Origin of the sequence: Muricoccus roseus (assembly GCF_900141905.1) — a bacterium.
In the GTDB taxonomy this organism is placed as follows: Bacteria; Pseudomonadota; Alphaproteobacteria; order Acetobacterales; family Acetobacteraceae; genus Roseomonas; species Roseomonas rosea.
The window spans coordinates 1-15,568 of sequence record NZ_FQZF01000009.1; the positions used below are offsets into that span (position 1 = coordinate 1).

Here is a 15,568-nt window from a genome sequence, read left to right on the forward strand (position 1 = left end):
CCACCCGGCACGAGAGCCATGCCCTGTCCCAGAAACACCGCAAGCGCATCGAGGAGGCTTTCGGCTGGGCCAAGACCGTCGGCGGCATGGCCCAGACCGTCTATCGTCGCATCGAACGCGTGCGATCCCGCTTCATCCTGACGATGGTCGCCAACAACCTGGCCCGACTGCCCCGGCTGCTGGCAGCATGAAGCCGAAAACCGGCATCCGGCGTCCATGCCGCTCGTAGGAACGGGCCGGACGCGCAAAGCCGCTGGTCCCTCCGACGGGAAAACGCTCCAGAACGCCGAGTAATTCAGCGACCTGCTAAGCTTTGGGTCCAAGCATGGCGGAATGACTTTAGCTCCAGCGGGGTGCCGCTCCGCCTTCCAAAGTTCCACTTCGGAGGTGCGCCAGCGCACCTGGCCTCCCCCGATCTGCTTTGGAGCGGGGAAGGTACCAGCTGCAACGCGGCGGTATTTACTGGACCTCCCAAGGCCCGTGCTGACCATCACCTCCCGGACACGTAAGAACGGGTCTGACACAACCAAAACCGGTGATGTGTCGAGCTGATGCAGATTGCTGCTCCCGTCAGGCATTGCCTTCCCCTCCCCCTTCCTCCTCCCATGGCGCGGCCAGCTCCGCGCGCGCCGCAAGGCCCGCCTCGGTGGCGGCCCAGCCGTCCAGCATCTCCATGGCCAGGCGCAGGGCCCGCATGCGGCGGAGATCCGCCAGGCCCGGGCGCCATTCCCCTGTCCTCTCGCTGCGTTGGCGCGGCCTCCCGTCCGCTCGGAGCCAGAGGAGCGTCTTGTGGTCCGTCCGGGTCAGCCCGGAGGAAAGCGCGGCCGCGCCGGCGGCGCCGATCGGCCGGTAGACCACCACCTTCCGCAGGCCCATCGCGGCGAGGATGCGGTCGGTGAAGTTCCGCCGCCCACCCGCCACCTCCGAGATGAAGCTGGCCGCCACCCCGACCTGGCGCGCGTGGACCAGGGCCGCAACATCACCGTCCAGGACAACCTCTCGATCGAGGCGGGCGCCTTCCTGGCGGACGGGGTCACGCCGGTCGCGGTGATGTCGCCCTATATCGTCGTGCTCCAGGGCGCGCAGGACTGCATCGTGGTCCACAACAACAGCACGGGCATCCACCCCACAGTCGCCGCTAACTACCCCTCCTCGGGTTATGCCTATGCCGTCTCCAACGCCCAGGACGATGCGACGATCAAGTCCCAGAACAACCGCCTCATCAACAACCGGGCGACCGGCTGGCGCGGCCTGGGCGTGGATCAGGGCATCAACACCACCATGGTGGACAACGAGCTGATCGGCGGCTTCATCCCGCAATTCCTGCTCGGCGGGACGGGCGGCTATGAGGTGCGCGTCAGCCAGGCCACCCGGCGCCGCGACTACTCCCACGGCATCAATCTCGCTGATGGCTCGGCCACCAGCGTCGCGGTCGGCCGGCGGGGCAGCGACAACCACGGCATGTACTTCGGCGCGAACCTGATCGGCTTCGCCATCGCCGGCGTCGGGCAGTTCATCGTGGACAACCGGGGCGTGCGGCTCCCGACCATCCCGACCTACCCCGACGACACCGCCGCCCAGGCCGCCGGCATGGTGCCCGGCAACCTCTACAAGGCCGGCGACGGCACGCTGCGCGTCGTGGGCTGACGCCCGGCCCTTCACCACCACCCACATCGCAGGAGCATGGCATGGCCATCCCGGAGGGCAGCCTGACGGCTGCCAGCCCCAACTCTGACTGGTTCGCGCCGACCGGCCCCTTCCGCATCTGGCGCGATGGTGGCACCGGTACCCTGGCGGCTCCACGAGCGGGCTGCCGGCGACACCGGCAACGGCGTGGACACGGGCGCGACCCTGACCTCCGCCGGCTCCATGCAGGGCGAGGCGGGATACCGCGGCAAGAGCGAGTTCCGCCTGGTGCTGACCGGCGCCGGTCTGGTGGCTTACAAGGTCTTCGGCTCGTGACGCTGCGGCCGGTTCTCCGGCCGGTCCTCCGGCCGGCGCTGCGCGGCATGTTCGACGCGGGCGATGTGACGCGCATCGTCGCGCCGAGCAGCTTCGCGGGGCAGATCGCCCGCGCCTCAGCGGCCAATGCGCGGCCGGTCGGCGGCGCCGGCTGGGAGAGCTATGGCGCTAATGCCCTGCGCCGCACGGGGCCTGCCCGCCGCACGCTGACCGAGGGCCTGCAGCGGACCAACCTGCTGCTGAACTCGGCAGCGCTGGCGACCCAGTCCGTCGGCGTCACGGCCCAAGCCCATGTCCTGGCGTTCGAGGGCACCGGCACCGTGACCCTGTCCGAGGCCGCCAGCGGCTCCCTGACCGGCACTGGGGCGAATGACCGCGTGTCCCTCGCCTTCACGCCCGCCGCCGGCACGCTGACCCTCACGGTCACCGGCGACGTGCGCTCCGCGAATCTGGAGGCAGGGACCTTCCCCACCTCCTGGATCACCACGGCGGGCTCGGCCGCCACCCGCGCGGCCGACTTCGCCACCTTCGCGGTTCCGGCCGCCCAGGGGACGCTGTACGGGGCCTTCCTGCTGCCGGTGCCGGCCGCTGCCTATCAGGCCGTCCTCAGCATCACGGACGGCACCAGCGCCAACGGGATCTGGTTCCGGGTGGCGACGGGCGGCGCAATCGTGGCGCAGGGCCAGCGCGCCGGGGCGAACCTGCAGGACGCCGCGAGCGGCTGGGTGCAAGCGAACACCCTCCACCGCTTCGCCATGAGCTGGGGCCCGGCGGGATGCTTCATCACCATCGATGCCCGCGCGCCACTCTCCTTCGCCGGCCTCCAGCTGCCGATCGGGATGAACCGGGGCTGGATGTCCTCCCGCAACGGAGACGCGGTGTTCCCCGCCATCGTGGAATTCGACACCCTGGACCTGCTGGCGGTGCAGCGCATCGGCGCGCCGCTCCAGGCCCTGGCCGCCTAGAGGAGCGACCATGAGCGACACCTTCATCGATCACGCCTGGTACGGCCCGCCCGCCGCCATGGCTGCCGCCCTGGCCGGCCAGGCGAATGTCATCGGCCCGCTCGTGCTGGATGGCGTCGCCTACGCCACTGTGCGGGCGCCGGAGCCCCTCCCCCTGCCCCCCGGCGTGCTCTCCATGGGCCCGCAGCTGTCCCGGGTGCTGCACGGCTCCTGGATGGGGGATGCCGCGCCGGTCCCGCCCGAGGTGACCAACTTTCAGGCCCACACCGCCCTCCGCCATGCCGGCCTGTTCGATGCGGCGGCCGCGGCGGTGGAGGCTAAGGCGGCCGCCATGGAGGAGGCCGGCGACACCCTCGGCGCGGTGACGCTCCGGGAGGCCTGGGTGAAGGCCAGCTTCGTGCGGGCCAGTCCCCTCATCGCGGACCTTGCCACCGTCCTGAAGCTTACCGAGCAGCAGCTGGACGACCTGTTCCGGGCCGCTGCCGCGGTAAGCGTCTGACAGGTGGAGAGGTCCATGCCCACCCCTATGCGGCTTGCCTATCGCACCTTCCGCTTCCTCTTCGAGCGGGAGCCATGGGTGTTCGAGGTCATCTTCGGCTTCTTCACGGCCGTCTTCTTCCTCCTGCTCTGGGTGGACTGGTGCGACGGCCCGGCCTTCGGCTCCATCGTGGTCCTCTCCGAGGTGCGGCCGGAGGACTTCTGGAAATGGGCCGGCATCGGCGGCGGTGCCTTCCAGTGCGGTGCCGCCATCGCGAGCGACCGCGGCGTGCCCTATCTGAAATGGCCGCGCTGGATCTGCGCCGGCTGGCTCTCCGGCCTCTGGGGAGCGATGTCGGCCGCGGCGTGGATCGCGGCGCCCTTCACGCCCACGGCAGCCATCTACGCGGCCTGCGTTGCACATGTGCTTGAAGAGAAGCGGCTGAAGCGGATGCCAGTGCTGCGTCAGGGGCGTCTAGTAGGACTGGTTTCGAGGGCGGACCTTCTGAAGGCACTTCTAGACCCGCCAGCGACGATCAAGGCGGGTACCAAGATCGAGGACGAGCGGATTCTGCGAGCGATCGAAGTTGAGCGCGGACGGCAGCCCTGGTCAGAGGGCGCCTTCGTGTTCGTCGATGTCCGGGATGGAGTTGTACGGCTGTATGGCATCGTTCGATCGGACGAGATCAGAAGGGGTATGTGCGTGCTCGCCAGCCGCATCGACGGTGTAAAGTGGGTGGTAGACGAAATGAATGTCTCTGCCAGTGTAATGAGGCCTGCATTGTAGATCTGATGCGGCGATGTTGGCCCGAGTGTTGAAGGCCGAGCATCGCCGCATCCCGTAAAGCTCTGTGTTAGGCGGCATCCTTGCGTCGCGCGCGAGTAAGACCAACAAGCCCAAGCAGCCCTGTACCAAGGATTGCAAGTGTCGCAGGTTCGGGCGTCGGGACGTATCTCGGCTCCGTCAAGTTAGCGACGAGAAGGCAGGAGCCGTACTGAACTCCGCCTGGTCCCTGCCCGGGAACACAAGGGAAGATGGATGATCCTTCGTAGCGAATGCCCTCCTTCTCATACTCGCCCGTCATTCCTCCAGCCGGAGTGCTAGCGAATGGTGGGTTAGGCCAGCTTCCCAAGGCCAGCGTCATGAGGTCGAATCCAAGAGGACGGAGATCCAGGGTCAGATTGAAGACGACCGGTCGAGCGTCCTGTGGTGGATTTGTGGGATCCTGGATCCGCGGGACGGCGATTTCCAGCTCCCAGAGCAAACTGGGCGAGGGGGATGCGGGCATAAGGTGATCCAGCCCGATGTTGAACGTGCCAGGCGTTACCTGGAAGTCGTTCAGTCCCAGGCCTTGCCAATCCACCTGGGGCTGCATCGAATTTGCTGAGATGCTCCATCCGCCGGGACTTGCCAGTCGTCCCGCATCAACCTGGAAGAAGCCGATCTGCTTTGGTGTCGCCCCGAGCGCATCGGTTGGCGGCATTAGGAGCGTGCCATTCTTCAAGCGATCGAACACGTGATCGAGTTGAATGTCCCAGCGGACCCAATCCGCTCGAGCTGGACTCCCCGCCATGAAAAGGAACGCTGCGATCGCAAGCCTCGCCAGTGAGGCGACCTGTCGCATTCTGCGGAAAGTATCGCTGAGACAGCTCTCTCGAAACGACGAGCCAGCAATCCAAGAGCTAGGCATAGCATGCTCCTCCTTGCCAAGTCGCAACAGAGGGCACGGTAGGGATCGCGATCTGCTCCGGTCAATGGAATTCCATCTGTTCCCTCGTGTTCAGGGCTCAAATGTAAGGCTCGACATCTAAGATTGCGAGCGAACATAGATCGGCTCGCATTCGGCGGGTATTGTGAACCGACGCGGACGACGTGAAGGCCGGCCTCGATCGCTGCGCGGCGTCCCAATGTCGAGATTGGAGCTGAGCGATCACCATTCACATGCCGTATAGGCGAGAGCCAGGACCGCGGCTGTAGCGCCTGTGTCTCAGGCTCCCGATCCCGAGTGCTGCGGGTCGCCCGACATGTGCCGCCAGTGAGGCTTCGGGATCATCCAGCCCTCGCTGGCCACCTTGCGCAGCCGCAACTCGGCGCAACGCTCCTTCGTCATCATGACGAGGCAGCTGCGGCTAGCCTCTTCGTAGAGCACGGCGACCTTCTGCTCGCCTGTCCAAGGATCCTTCATATCCTTGACACTGAGGATCCTGACGTAGCCCGCCGGCAGCGGTGGACGGACTATCTCAATCATTCAGGCACTTCAGCACAGGTCAGCCGTCGCTGAGGAGAAGCATCGGCACCACAGTCCGCTCTCTCGCGGCCCGATGGATCTCTGACTTATGCGGCCCGCTTGGCTCCAGCAGAGCATAGAAGCGGCCGAGCTGGGTCTCATAGCTGACCAGCGTGACCTCCGTGCCATTCCTCGGATCGAGGATCGGGCGAAGAGCGAGTACCCGGGCGCTGCCTGGGGGAATGTCTTCAGCCATCAAGGCTCCTCAGTAGCGAAGACGAGGTGCCGAGCCGCCCGGCACGGATCGTTCGCTTACCCTCATTTTGTGCATCCGCCGCCCGGGCGGTCAGCCGGGCACCCCTGACAATCTGGAGAAGACGAGGGCGACGACCGCGCCATCAAAACCTTCAAGAACACGGTCCTGGGCGAGACCTGGCAGGAGAGTGGCGAGGCACCGGATTGGCAGCGGCTCTACGATCGGCGGGAGGAATGGGCCCCTGGCACGGTCGCGGCCGAGGGGCTGCTGCTGACCGCCGGCGTGGATGTGCAGCGCGACCGCCTCGAGGCCAGCATTTGGGCCTCGGCGCAGGATCGGCGGTCCTGGCTGATCGAGCACCGCATCCTGGTGGGCAATCCCTTCGAGGCGGCGGTCTGGGACGAGCTGCGCGGCATGTTGGGCGAGACCTGGCGGCACGCGTCTGGCCACCGGCTCGGCCTCGCCATGACGGCGATCGACAGTGGCGACGGCATGACCACCGCCGAGGTCTATGCCTTCGTGCGGCGGGCCGGTGCCGGCCGCGCCATTGCCGTGAAGGGCCAGGACGGGCTGCGGGCTGCGATCGGCCAGCCCTCGGCCACGGAGGTGCGGCGGAACGGCCGCAAGCTGGGCGGACTGAAGGTGTGGCCGGTGGGGTCCTCCTTCCTGAAGGGCGAGACCTATGGCCGGCTGAAGCTGGAGCGGCCGACCGCGGAAAGCGGCGATCCGTTCCCGCCAGGCTTTGTCCACCTGCCGCTACACGCGGCCGGTGAGGAGTTCTGCCGCCAGCTCACGGCTGAGCAGTTCGTCGCCCGCGCCGGCCGCAACGGGCTTCGCCGGCTGGAATGGGTCAAGACGCGCGAGCGCAACGAGGCGCTGGACTGCCGGGTCTATGCCCGCGCCGCTGCCGCCGCGCTCGGCATGGACGGTTGGGGCGACGGGCCTTGGGCGCGGATGGCGGATGCGCTGTCGCTCCCCGCCGCGGAACCCGCCGCACCCACCCCTGCCGATGGTGCTGCGCCTGCCGCCAGCACCACACGCCCGCGCGGCTGGCTCGCGCCACGCAATGGCTGGCTTCGCTGAAAGGAGGACGTTCATGGATCCGACCGTCCTCGCCTGGGCGCTGGCGCAGCCTGTCGGCACGCGTGCCGCCGTGCTGGCCGCCGCCTTCACCGGCGGCACCACCCGCGTGACCTTCGATGGCCGCACCGTGGAATACCGCTCGCTGGATGAGCTCGGCCGTGCGCTCTCCGTCCTGCACGCGGCGGAAAACAGCGCCGCGCGTCGCCCCAACGTGACCTTCGCCAGCTTCTCTCGCGAGGGAAGCTGATGATGGGCCGCTTCCGCGATGCCTAGCATGCACTCCGCGGCTATGCCGCGGCCCAGGACAGCCGCGCCTCGAGCTGGGCGGCCTCCGGCGGCAGCGCCACAGCCGAGGTCGGCGCCGCCGCATCTACCGTCGCACGACGCGCCCGCGACGCTGTCCGCAAACACCCGTATGCCGCCCGCATCGTCGATCTCTGGACCGGCAACGCGGTGGGTGCCGGCATCACCACCCGCTGGCCGGACAAGCCACATGCCGAGGCCCGGCGCCGCTGGTCCGACAGCACCGCCTGCGATGCCGAGGGGCGGCTCGATCTCTATGGCCTCCAGGCGCTGGTCATGCGCGCGGTGGTGGAGAGCGGCGAATGCTTCGTGCGCCTGCTGCCGGCCGATATCACGCCGGCGAACCTTATCGGCCTGCGGCTCCAGCTGCTGGAGAGCGATCACCTCGACACGGCGCGGCAGGGCGTCATCGAGGGCGTCCCCACCCTGCAGGGCATTGGCCTCGGTGAGGCTGGCGAGCCGGTCGGCTACTGGCTGCACCGCGTGCATCCCGGCGCGTCCTGGGTTCTGCCGGGTGGGGCCACCGCTTCGCCGAACCCTCGGCCTGCTCTCCAAGGCTCCAGCCTGGAGACCGCCTGTACCGAGTCGCACTTTCTCCGCCAGCACACCCGCATAGATCGGCTCACCCGCCCCCGATCGTTCCTCGGTTTCCCCCGCTGCCGACCTCATCAGCCCCCAACGGGAAGCGGCCACCTGACCCCTCCCCCTCCGGTCACACGGAAGAACTCACCCCGGCCCGCATCGCCCGGCCCTGGAACGCCGGCCGCACCTCGGCCAGGCACGCCCATGACGGACGCTCCAGCGCGTGGGATGGGGCACTGCTGATCTCCAGGCCATCCGCCTCCCGCCGGAACATCTCCGCACGGCGGAGCAGCGCCTCACGCTCGGGCCTGAAGTGTGTCAGCCGGGCCAGATGCTCGCAGGCCGCTGCTTCTTCCAGAAGATTGGTCCGCTGACGGGAAATCTGCGCCTCACTTTCCGGCACCATGATGCGGTGCAATATCGTGTCGGCCCAGCTTAACGCCCCTTAAATGCAAGAGTTTGCGCGCGAACCTTCACAGGAAAGTTTCACGAGGCCCGCCCGGACGCATCTGCGAGAAGCCGGGCCTCGCACGGGGCCGGAAGGGGAAGTTCACTCACGGCCATGGCCCGCGGCCACCGCGGGGCAAGCGGCACCGCTCTCAGTGGCCGCAAGCGCCCACGCCCCCCAACTGCGGCACCCTTCCGCCGATCACGCGGCCACAGGCGTTCTGAGATGCCGGGTGAAGGCGTCACGGCAGGCCCCCATCGCCGCGGCGGCCCGCTCCGCATTGCGGCGGGCGGCCTTCTCGGTGCTCTCGATCTCATCCACCGCCTCCGCGGCGGATTCAGCATTCTCGGCGAAGCCGTCGCGCAGCTCCTCCAGCCAGGTCTGCACCTCCTCGGCATCGCCGGCGGCGCGCAGCTGCACCACGATCGCATCCACCTCGCGGTCCATACGCTCGGGCCCGGCGCCGCGCGCCAGCACCTCGACAATCCGCTGCATCGCCGCCCGCTGGGGCGACGGAGAGCGCTTCTGGGCCATGATCTCGTCCTCGGTTCGGGCCGGGGTGGGTCGCCGGGGGGGCCTGCATCCCATAGCACGAGTTCGCGATCCGTTCCAGCGGGGCCAAAAACCCGCCGGACATCGCCACCGGAGGCGCGCCAGCCCCCGTCATCGGCATCGCCCTAGCACCGCCCCGCATAGCGCCGGTGCATGCAGACCATAAACGACCGGCATTGGAGAGGCAGCGCGCGACGGACCAATTCTCCCCCAACGAGCCGCGGCGCTTCGCCGCGACACCCAACGGAGACACATCATGCGCAAGCTCTTCGCCGCCGTCCTGGCCGTCACGCTGATCGCCGGCGCGGCCACCCCGTCCTTCGCCGAGGGCGAGGATTACGTCGCGGGTCCCAGCTCCTCTCCCACCTGGCCGCAGCCCGACAGCCGCACCCCGCTGGCCGACACCAGCCCGAAGGGCGGCGCCAACTTCGATATGAGCCGCCAGGGCGCCTAGCCCGCGCGGCGCCGGTTCACGGGAGATCGATCATGTTCGAACTGTTCACCCTGGGCGCGCTTGCCTCGGCCCTCGTCGGCGGGGCGGCCCATCCCGCCGCCCCGGAGGCGGATTTCATCGCCGGCCCCGTCCCGTCCAGGGCCTGGAGCCGGGGCGGCCAACACGACGCAGCGGCGGAACCCGGCAAAGACGGCTGATGCCGAGGATGGACCCGCCGCTTCACGCCAAGGTGGGCGAAGCGGCGGTGCCGAAGGACCCCCCATCATGATCCGCATCACCTGGCCGACCGGCCGCGCACTCCCGTTCCCACCGCCAGGGGAGCCATTCCGGCCCCCAGGCGCGGCAGCTTCCTTTGATAGCCTCCTGCCCCCGGCGGCCGTCTCCTTCCGGCCAGCGGCGGAGCCGGCCGGGGAACCCGATCTGTGGCACCAGTTCTCACGCCGCTGGATGGCCTCCGGCGCCGGCCGATCCGTGGCGGAGTAGCGGGCACGCTGCCCTTGTCGGCCGCCGATCCGGCAGGGGGGCGGCGGCGGGAAAGCGGCTTGCGCCGGGACGGAAAACGGCCCGCGGAGGCGGAACGCGCCGCCCGGCCGGACAGGAAGCCGAAGCCTCGCGGGCGGGAACCAAATCCGCCATCCCCGGTTATCCGGCAGGCCATTCGCCAGCACAGGGGAGCCCCGCCATGCGCTTCCACGACCGTGCCGATGCCGGGCGGCAACTCGCCCGGCGCCTCTCCCACCTGCATGACGAGCATCCGGTCGTGCTCGCCCTGCCGCGTGGCGGCGTTCCCGTCGCGGCCGAGATCGCCACCGCGCTCGGCGCGCCGCTCGACTTGCTGCTGGTGCGCAAGATCGGGTCCCCGGGCCAGCCGGAACTTGCCGCCGGCGCCGTGGTCGGCGGCCCGCAACCGGAGATCCTGCGCAACGAGGAGATCATCCGGCAGCTCCGCATCCCCGATGACCATATCGAGCAGGAGGCCGCGCGGCAGCTCGCCGAGATCGAGAGGCGCCGGATGGTCTACGGTCGCGGCCGCCCGCCCGTCCCGATCAGGGGCCGGACCGTCATCCTGGTGGATGACGGCATCGCCACCGGCGCCACCATGCGCGCCGCGCTTCGTGCCCTCGCCGCGGGTGGCGAGGCCCGGCGCGTGGTGCTCGCCATACCCGTCGCGCCTCCCGAGCTGGCCGGTCCGCTGGGCACGCTCTGCGACGAGGCGGTGTTCCTGCACACGCCCGCGGATTTCATGGCCGTCGGGCGCTTCTACGAGGATTTCCGCCAGACCGAGGACTCGGAGGTCATCGCGTTGCTCGACGGGGCAGCCCTGCGCGGCCACGGTAGCGGGGACCGGCCCGCGAACCGTCCCCACCCCTCCGGCCCTTGACCCTGACACGGTGGGAAGGCCCATCTGTGGAAGCGGCCCATAGCATGAGGAGCACGCCATGATCCGCTTCCATATCCCAAACATGACCTGCGGCGGCTGCGCCAAGGGCGTCGCCGCCACCATCCGCGATGCCGACCCGCAGGCCGAGGCCCAGGTGGATCTGGAAAAGCGGGAAGTGACGGTGGAGCGGGCCAGCCTGGACGCCGTGGCCCTCGCCGAGCATCTCCTGCGGGATGGCTGGCATGCCGAGCGGCTGGGCGGCTGACCGCCCGGCCGCCTTACCCCTTCTTTCCCGGCAGGACGGCGTTCACCACCTGCCGCGCGGTATCCAGGATCACGCTGCCCTTTTCGGGGTCCCTTAGCAGGGCCGAGGCGAAGCTGCCCGCCTGCTGAAGCGTGGTGTGCGGCGGCAGCGGCGGCACGTTGGGGTCGGTCCGCACCTCCAGCACCACCGGCCGGTCCGAGGCCAGCGCCTCGTCCAGCGCCCCGGCCACCTTCGCCGGGTCCTCCACGAAGAGGCCGCGCAGCCCGGCCAGCTCGGCGAAGCGATGATAGGGAAAGTCCGGGATCCGCTGCGTCTCCTCAAATTTCGGCATGCCCTCCATCACCCGCTGCTCCCAGGTCACCTCCGTCAGGTCCTGGTTATTGAGCACAAGGCAGATCCAGGTCGGGTTGGACCAGCTGCGCCAGTACTTCGCCACGGTGATCAGCTCGGCCATGTTGTTCATCTGCATGGCGCCGTCGCCCGCCATGGCGATCACCGGCCGGTCCGGATGGGCCATCTTGGCCGCGATCGCATAGGGCACCGCGGCGCCCATGCTGGCGAGCCCGCCGGAGAGCGAGGCCATCATCCCGCGCCGCATCTGCAGGTTGCGCGCGAACCAGTTCGCGCAGGAACCGGAATCGCTCGTCAGGATCACGCGCTCCGGCAAGCGCTTGGACAGTTCCTGGAAGGGAAGCTGCGGGTTCACCGGGTCCGCCGAGGCCTGGGCACGCTTCTCCAGCAGCTCCCGCCAGTCCTCGTTCCAGCCGGCGATGCCGTCGCGCCATCCCGTATCGGTCTTCTGCTCCAGCAAGGGCAGCAGCGCGCGCAGCGTCTCGGCGGCATCGCCCGTCAGCGGTACCTCCATTGGGTAGCGCAGGCTCAGCATGGCGGGCTGCAGGTCGATCTGCACGCCGCGCGCCTGGCCTTCCTTCGGCAGGAACTCGGACCAGGGAAAGCTCGACCCCACCATCAGCAGCGTGTCGCATTCCTGCATCAGGTCCCAGCTCGGCCGCGTGCCCAGCAGGCCGATGGTGCCGGTCACCCAGGGCAGGTCGTCTGGCAGCACGGCCTTGCCCAGCAGCGCCTTCGCCGCCCCGGCGCCGAGCCGGTCCGCCACCGCGATCAGCTCCTCCACCGCACCCGCCGCGCCGGCGCCGACGAGCATGGCGACCTTCTTGCCCTCGTTCAGCACGGCGGCCGCGCGGCGCAGGTCCTCGTCGCGCGGGATCACCCGCGGCGGGGTCCAGCCCACGCCGGAATGGATGGTGCTGTGCGCATGGGGCGGGTCCTCATAGGGCTCGTCCGCCAGGTCGTTCGGCACGATCAGCGCCGTCACCCGCCGCTCGCCCATGGCGGTGCGCATGGCACGGTCCACCAGGTGCCGCATCTGCGCGGGCACCATGGCCTGCTGCACGAAGGCCCCGGCCACATCCTTGTAGGCCGAGAGGAGGTCGACCTCCTGCTGGTAATGCCCGCCCACCGCCATGCGCGCCGACTGCCCGGCAATGGCCAGCACGGGAACATGGTCCGAGGCGGCGTCGTACATGCCGGTGATCAGATGCGTCGCGCCCGGCCCGCTGGTGGCGATGCACACGCCCACCTCGCCGGTGAACTTCGCATGGGCGGTGGCCATGAAGGCCGCCATCTCCTCATGCCGGGCCTGGACGAACTCGATCTTGTCCGTCCCGAAGCGCTGCAGACCGGCGAGCAGCCCGTTCACGCCATCCCCAGGATAGCCGAAGACACGGCGCACCCCCCAGGCGTGCAGCCGCTCCCAGAAGAAATCGCCAACCTTCTTCGCCATGGCGGTCCTCGTTCCTGCATGAAGGCATCGGCACCCGCCGGCACGCCGGGCCGCGCGGATAAAGTCCTGTCGGACCCGCGGCTCCGATCAGCGGAGGGTGACGGAATTCCCGAGCGAGGCTGCCTGACCCTGCCGGCCGTCCGGCCCCTCGACAGCCTTCGCCGCGGCCGCCGCTTCCCCTGGGGAGGCGCCGCCATCATCCGGCGCCGTCATGGTCGGCGAAGCCTCCTCGCCGGCGGCCATCTCCTGCTCGGCCTGTGCCCAATGCGCATCATGCTGCCCATCCGGCCGTCCGGCGCTTTCCCAGAGCTGGTAGGCACGCTCGCGGATGCGGTTCGCGTCCGGCATGGGCTGATCCTCGGCAAGGGCCCCGGCGTTGCCACCCGGGAGCCGCGTCTGGAATAACCTGGGATGGCCTCGCGTGAGTTTGAGCCGGCCAGGCTGGCGGGGCGGCCCCGCTCAGCCGCCCCGCTCGGCCGCCGGCTCAGCCGATCGAGGCGATCAGCGCGAAGGCGGCGAAACCGCCGACCACCAGAACGCCAACCAACAGCAGGGCCAGCATGCCATCCGGCGCGCGCGCCGCCGGGGCGCCGGTGCTCTGCGCCTTGTTCCCACTTCCCATGCCCGTGGCCATGACCTGTCACCTCGTCTGCCGTGATGCGAGGCGTAACGCAGAAGGAAGCCGGCCGTTGATCCATACCCGTCCCGCCTGCGAAAGGAGGTGCCAGGCGGCCAGGCTCAACCTATAAGGGCAGACAATCTGGTTTTGCCTCGCCGACGGCGAGAAGCTGCGCGGTCCCCGCCCTCATCCCGGCCGTGGCCAGAACCGGGTGCGAGGGGGCGGACCAATGCGCCGCGTGCCGAGGGACAGCGTCTTGCCCCTGACTTCCAGCGTCTCGCCTTCCGGCCCCGCCGGCCTTCGGTCACGCCTCGCCTATCCAGCGCTCATCCTTCTCACCCTCATCCTTCTGTGCAGCGAAGGGTGGCAGATCTGGACCGCCCGCGAGGCCCGCCTGGAAGAGGCTCAGATCGCGGCCGCCAATCTCGCCCGCGCCCTCCTCAGCACCGCGGAATCCGAGTTCGCCCAGGCCAGCAGCATCACCGCCGCCATCGCGGAGCAGCTCGAAACGGAGGGCACTGGCCCGGCCAGCCTGACACGGGTCGGGTGGCTGATGCGTCGGCAGCTCCATGCCCCCTCCGCCTTGCGGAACATCTCGGTTTACGGGGCGGACGGCACCCTGCTGTTCACCTCCTTCGTCGGCGCCGCCATGGGGACCAGCATCGCCGACCGCGGCTATTTCCGCGCGCATCGGGAGGATGCGGGGCTCGGCCTGCAGGTCGGCTCAGCCATTCGCAGCCGGTTGGACGGGCAGTGGATCATCCCCCTGTCCCGCCGCTACGCCGACGCCTCCGGCCACCTCGGCGGTGTGGTGGTCGCGGCCCTGGAAATCGGCGCCTTCACGCAGGAATTCGGCGGCTATGACCTCGGCCGGGGCGGGATGGTCGCCCTCCTCCGCACCGACGGGCGGCTGCTGGCCCGCGTCCCGGCGGACGAGGCCGTGCTGGGCAGCCCGGTCCTCAACCGGACTCCCTTCCGGGAGCCGATCGCGCCGCTCCGCTCGGGACACTTCCACTTCGCCTCCCCGGTGGACGAGGTGGACCGGGTGGGCGCCTACCGTGTGGCGGAGGGCTACCCCATCGCCGTCGCCATCGGCTTCGGCGTGGAGGATGTTCTCGCCCGCTGGACCAGCGGCGCCGTGCTCCGCGCCGCCTCCGCCATCCCCGTCGGGGGACTTCTCCTGCTCCTCGGCCTCGGCTTCATCCGGCAGTCCCGCCTGCGGCGGGACGCCGAGCACCGCGCGGCGGAAGGCGATTCCTGGGCGCAACTGGTAGCCGAGCATTCAGGCGACATGCTGTCGCAGATCGGGCCGGATGGCCGCGTCGACTATGTCTCGCCATCCGCGGTCCGCGTTCTGGGCCTCCCCGCCCGCGCGCTGCTGGGCCGTTTCATGGAGGACGTCATCCATCCGGAGGACCGCCCGGTCCTGCGCGCCGCCCTCGAAGCCGTGCGGCAGCCCGGCGCGCAGGAGGAGATCCTTCTCCGCGTGACCCGGCCGGATGGCAGCCCGGCCTGGATCGATGCCAGCCTGCGCGGGCTCGGGGCGCATCAGGCGGCGGCCCCCGGCTCCTGCCTCGCCGTCCTCCGCGACGCCACCGGGCGCAAGGCGATCGAGGAGCGGATGAGCGCCCTGGCGATGACCGACGCGCTGACGGGCCTGGCGAACCGCCAGCGCTTCGACGCCCTGCTGGCGGCGGAGTGGAGCCGCTGCAGCCGGGAGGGAGGCTGGGTCGCCGTCCTGCTGCTGGACCTCGACCACTTCCGCGGCTTCAACGAGGAAAACGGCCATGCGGCGGGCGACGATGCGCTGCGCGCCGTGGCGCGCGCCGTCGATGCCGCCATCCGCCGGCCGGCCGACGTCGCGGCACGCCATGGCGGAGACCGCTTCGCGGTGATCCTGCCAAGGACCGACATGGCCGGCGCGCAGGACGTGGCGGAACGCGTGCGGCTGGCCGTGGCCGCCACCGCCATTCCCCATCGGGCGGCGAGAGCCGGCTCTCTCACCGCCAGCCTTGGCCTGGCCGCGACCCAGCCCCTACCCGGCGCGCTGCCCGACGCCTCCGTGCTTGTCGACGCGGCCGAAGCGGCTCTGCATGAGGCGAAGCGGACGGGCCGCAACCGGGTGGTGGAAGCGCCCTCCATCATCGCGATCCAGACGCAGCGCCAGGGGCATCACTGAGCCCCTTCAC

Annotated in this window: 21 protein-coding genes and 3 pseudogenes; 14 read left to right on the plus strand and 10 right to left on the minus strand. The window is 69.7% G+C overall.

Annotated elements, in window-relative coordinates:
• The coding region (locus tag BUB97_RS08850; protein ID WP_175562593.1) for a transposase at nt 1-191 on the plus strand (191 nt) is incomplete at its 5' end.
• Between the two features lie 189 nt (nt 192-380).
• On the opposite strand, the pseudogene BUB97_RS27220 reads toward BUB97_RS08850, so the two are convergent.
• Together BUB97_RS27220 and BUB97_RS08860 are read right to left on the minus strand one after the other, a co-directional pair.
• A pseudogene (locus tag BUB97_RS27220) lies at nt 381-578 on the minus strand (helix-turn-helix transcriptional regulator); the annotation flags it as partial.
• Complete coding sequence (locus tag BUB97_RS08860; protein WP_073133782.1) at nt 571-945, minus strand: hypothetical protein; 375 nt, start codon at nt 943-945, stop codon at nt 571-573. The gene BUB97_RS08860 and the pseudogene BUB97_RS27220, both read right to left, overlap by 8 nt.
• A 15-nt stretch (nt 946-960) precedes the next feature.
• Between BUB97_RS08860 and BUB97_RS08865 the strand changes: the two genes are divergently transcribed.
• From BUB97_RS08865 to BUB97_RS08885, 5 genes are all read left to right on the plus strand, one after another.
• Nucleotides 961-1,647 (plus strand): hypothetical protein, encoded by a 687-nt coding sequence (locus BUB97_RS08865; RefSeq protein ID WP_073133784.1) that lies wholly within the window; start codon nt 961-963, stop codon nt 1,645-1,647.
• A 126-nt stretch (nt 1,648-1,773) separates the two neighbouring features.
• On the plus strand, nt 1,774-1,962 hold the full coding sequence (locus BUB97_RS08870; RefSeq protein ID WP_073133786.1) for a hypothetical protein: 189 nt from the start codon (nt 1,774-1,776) through the stop codon (nt 1,960-1,962).
• Nucleotides 1,959-2,927 carry a hypothetical protein gene (locus BUB97_RS08875; protein ID WP_073133788.1) on the plus strand — a complete coding sequence of 323 codons (969 nt, stop codon included), beginning with the start codon at nt 1,959-1,961 and terminating at the stop codon, nt 2,925-2,927. Before BUB97_RS08870 ends, BUB97_RS08875 begins: the two co-directional genes overlap by 4 nt.
• 10 nt (nt 2,928-2,937) lie before the next feature.
• The gene (locus BUB97_RS08880; RefSeq protein ID WP_073133790.1) at nt 2,938-3,426 is read left to right on the plus strand and encodes a hypothetical protein; all 489 of its coding nucleotides are present in this window, start codon (nt 2,938-2,940) and stop codon (nt 3,424-3,426) included.
• Nucleotides 3,427-3,441: 15 nt separating this feature from the next.
• Entirely contained in the window at nt 3,442-4,191 is a 750-nt protein-coding gene (locus BUB97_RS08885) for a BON domain-containing protein (protein ID WP_073133793.1), read from the plus strand.
• A gap of 67 nt (nt 4,192-4,258) precedes the next feature.
• Here BUB97_RS08885 and BUB97_RS25465 read toward each other — a convergent pair whose 3' ends face one another.
• The 3 genes from BUB97_RS25465 to BUB97_RS08900 form a co-directional block, all read right to left on the minus strand.
• Nucleotides 4,259-5,029 (minus strand): PEP-CTERM sorting domain-containing protein, encoded by a 771-nt coding sequence (locus BUB97_RS25465; RefSeq protein ID WP_175562594.1) that lies wholly within the window; start codon nt 5,027-5,029, stop codon nt 4,259-4,261.
• Nucleotides 5,030-5,392: 363 nt separating this feature from the next.
• Nucleotides 5,393-5,653, minus strand: coding sequence for a hypothetical protein (locus BUB97_RS08895; RefSeq protein WP_073133797.1), 261 nt, complete (start codon nt 5,651-5,653; stop codon nt 5,393-5,395).
• A gap of 19 nt (nt 5,654-5,672) precedes the next feature.
• Complete coding sequence (locus BUB97_RS08900) at nt 5,673-5,888, minus strand: hypothetical protein (protein ID WP_073133799.1); 216 nt, start codon at nt 5,886-5,888, stop codon at nt 5,673-5,675.
• A gap of 129 nt (nt 5,889-6,017) precedes the next feature.
• Between BUB97_RS08900 and BUB97_RS08905 the strand changes: the two are divergent.
• The 3 genes and pseudogenes from BUB97_RS08905 to BUB97_RS26820 all read left to right on the plus strand — a co-directional run.
• A pseudogene (locus BUB97_RS08905) lies at nt 6,018-6,971 on the plus strand (terminase gpA endonuclease subunit); the annotation flags it as partial.
• Nucleotides 6,972-6,984: 13 nt separating this feature from the next.
• The gene (locus BUB97_RS08910; RefSeq protein WP_073133801.1) at nt 6,985-7,218 is read left to right on the plus strand and encodes a phage head-tail joining protein; all 234 of its coding nucleotides are present in this window, start codon (nt 6,985-6,987) and stop codon (nt 7,216-7,218) included.
• Between the two features lie 71 nt (nt 7,219-7,289).
• Nucleotides 7,290-8,099, plus strand: a pseudogene (locus BUB97_RS26820) (phage portal protein); the annotation flags it as partial.
• On the opposite strand, the gene BUB97_RS26165 reads toward BUB97_RS26820, so the two are convergent.
• On the minus strand, nt 7,987-8,274 hold the full coding sequence (locus BUB97_RS26165; RefSeq protein WP_175562592.1) for a hypothetical protein: 288 nt from the start codon (nt 8,272-8,274) through the stop codon (nt 7,987-7,989). The pseudogene BUB97_RS26820 and the gene BUB97_RS26165 sit on opposite strands and share 113 nt — an antisense overlap.
• A 231-nt stretch (nt 8,275-8,505) precedes the next feature.
• Nucleotides 8,506-8,838, minus strand: a complete 333-nt coding sequence (locus tag BUB97_RS08920) for a hypothetical protein (protein WP_073133803.1) — start codon at nt 8,836-8,838, stop codon at nt 8,506-8,508.
• Between the two features lie 274 nt (nt 8,839-9,112).
• Between BUB97_RS08920 and BUB97_RS08925 the strand changes: the two genes are divergently transcribed.
• The 4 genes from BUB97_RS08925 to BUB97_RS08935 all read left to right on the plus strand — a co-directional run bounded on the left by BUB97_RS08925 (nt 9,113) and on the right by BUB97_RS08935 (nt 10,956).
• Nucleotides 9,113-9,310 (plus strand): hypothetical protein, encoded by a 198-nt coding sequence (locus tag BUB97_RS08925; protein WP_073133805.1) that lies wholly within the window; start codon nt 9,113-9,115, stop codon nt 9,308-9,310.
• 32 nt (nt 9,311-9,342) lie between these two features.
• On the plus strand, nt 9,343-9,507 hold the full coding sequence (locus BUB97_RS26170) for a hypothetical protein (protein ID WP_175562595.1): 165 nt from the start codon (nt 9,343-9,345) through the stop codon (nt 9,505-9,507).
• Between the two features lie 485 nt (nt 9,508-9,992).
• Nucleotides 9,993-10,691 carry a phosphoribosyltransferase gene (locus BUB97_RS08930; protein WP_073133807.1) on the plus strand — a complete coding sequence of 233 codons (699 nt, stop codon included), beginning with the start codon at nt 9,993-9,995 and terminating at the stop codon, nt 10,689-10,691.
• Nucleotides 10,692-10,749: 58 nt separating this feature from the next.
• Nucleotides 10,750-10,956, plus strand: a complete 207-nt coding sequence (locus tag BUB97_RS08935; RefSeq protein ID WP_217659605.1) for a heavy-metal-associated domain-containing protein — start codon at nt 10,750-10,752, stop codon at nt 10,954-10,956.
• Nucleotides 10,957-10,969: 13 nt separating this feature from the next.
• On the opposite strand, the gene BUB97_RS08940 is transcribed toward BUB97_RS08935, so the two are convergent.
• From BUB97_RS08940 to BUB97_RS26175, 3 genes are all read right to left on the minus strand, one after another.
• Nucleotides 10,970-12,760: a thiamine pyrophosphate-requiring protein gene (locus BUB97_RS08940; RefSeq protein WP_073133810.1), complete on the minus strand. Its 1,791-nt coding sequence runs from the start codon at nt 12,758-12,760 to the stop codon at nt 10,970-10,972.
• Nucleotides 12,761-12,847: 87 nt separating this feature from the next.
• Complete coding sequence (locus BUB97_RS08945) at nt 12,848-13,108, minus strand: DUF2934 domain-containing protein (RefSeq protein ID WP_073133812.1); 261 nt, start codon at nt 13,106-13,108, stop codon at nt 12,848-12,850.
• A gap of 136 nt (nt 13,109-13,244) precedes the next feature.
• Entirely contained in the window at nt 13,245-13,394 is a 150-nt protein-coding gene (locus BUB97_RS26175; RefSeq protein ID WP_175562596.1) for a hypothetical protein, read from the minus strand.
• 241 nt (nt 13,395-13,635) lie between these two features.
• On the opposite strand from BUB97_RS26175, the gene BUB97_RS08950 reads away from it, so the two are divergent.
• A complete protein-coding gene (locus BUB97_RS08950) occupies nt 13,636-15,558 on the plus strand; it encodes a sensor domain-containing diguanylate cyclase (RefSeq protein ID WP_073133814.1) in 1,923 nt (640 codons plus the stop codon).
• The last annotated feature ends 10 nt before the right edge of the window (nt 15,559-15,568 follow it).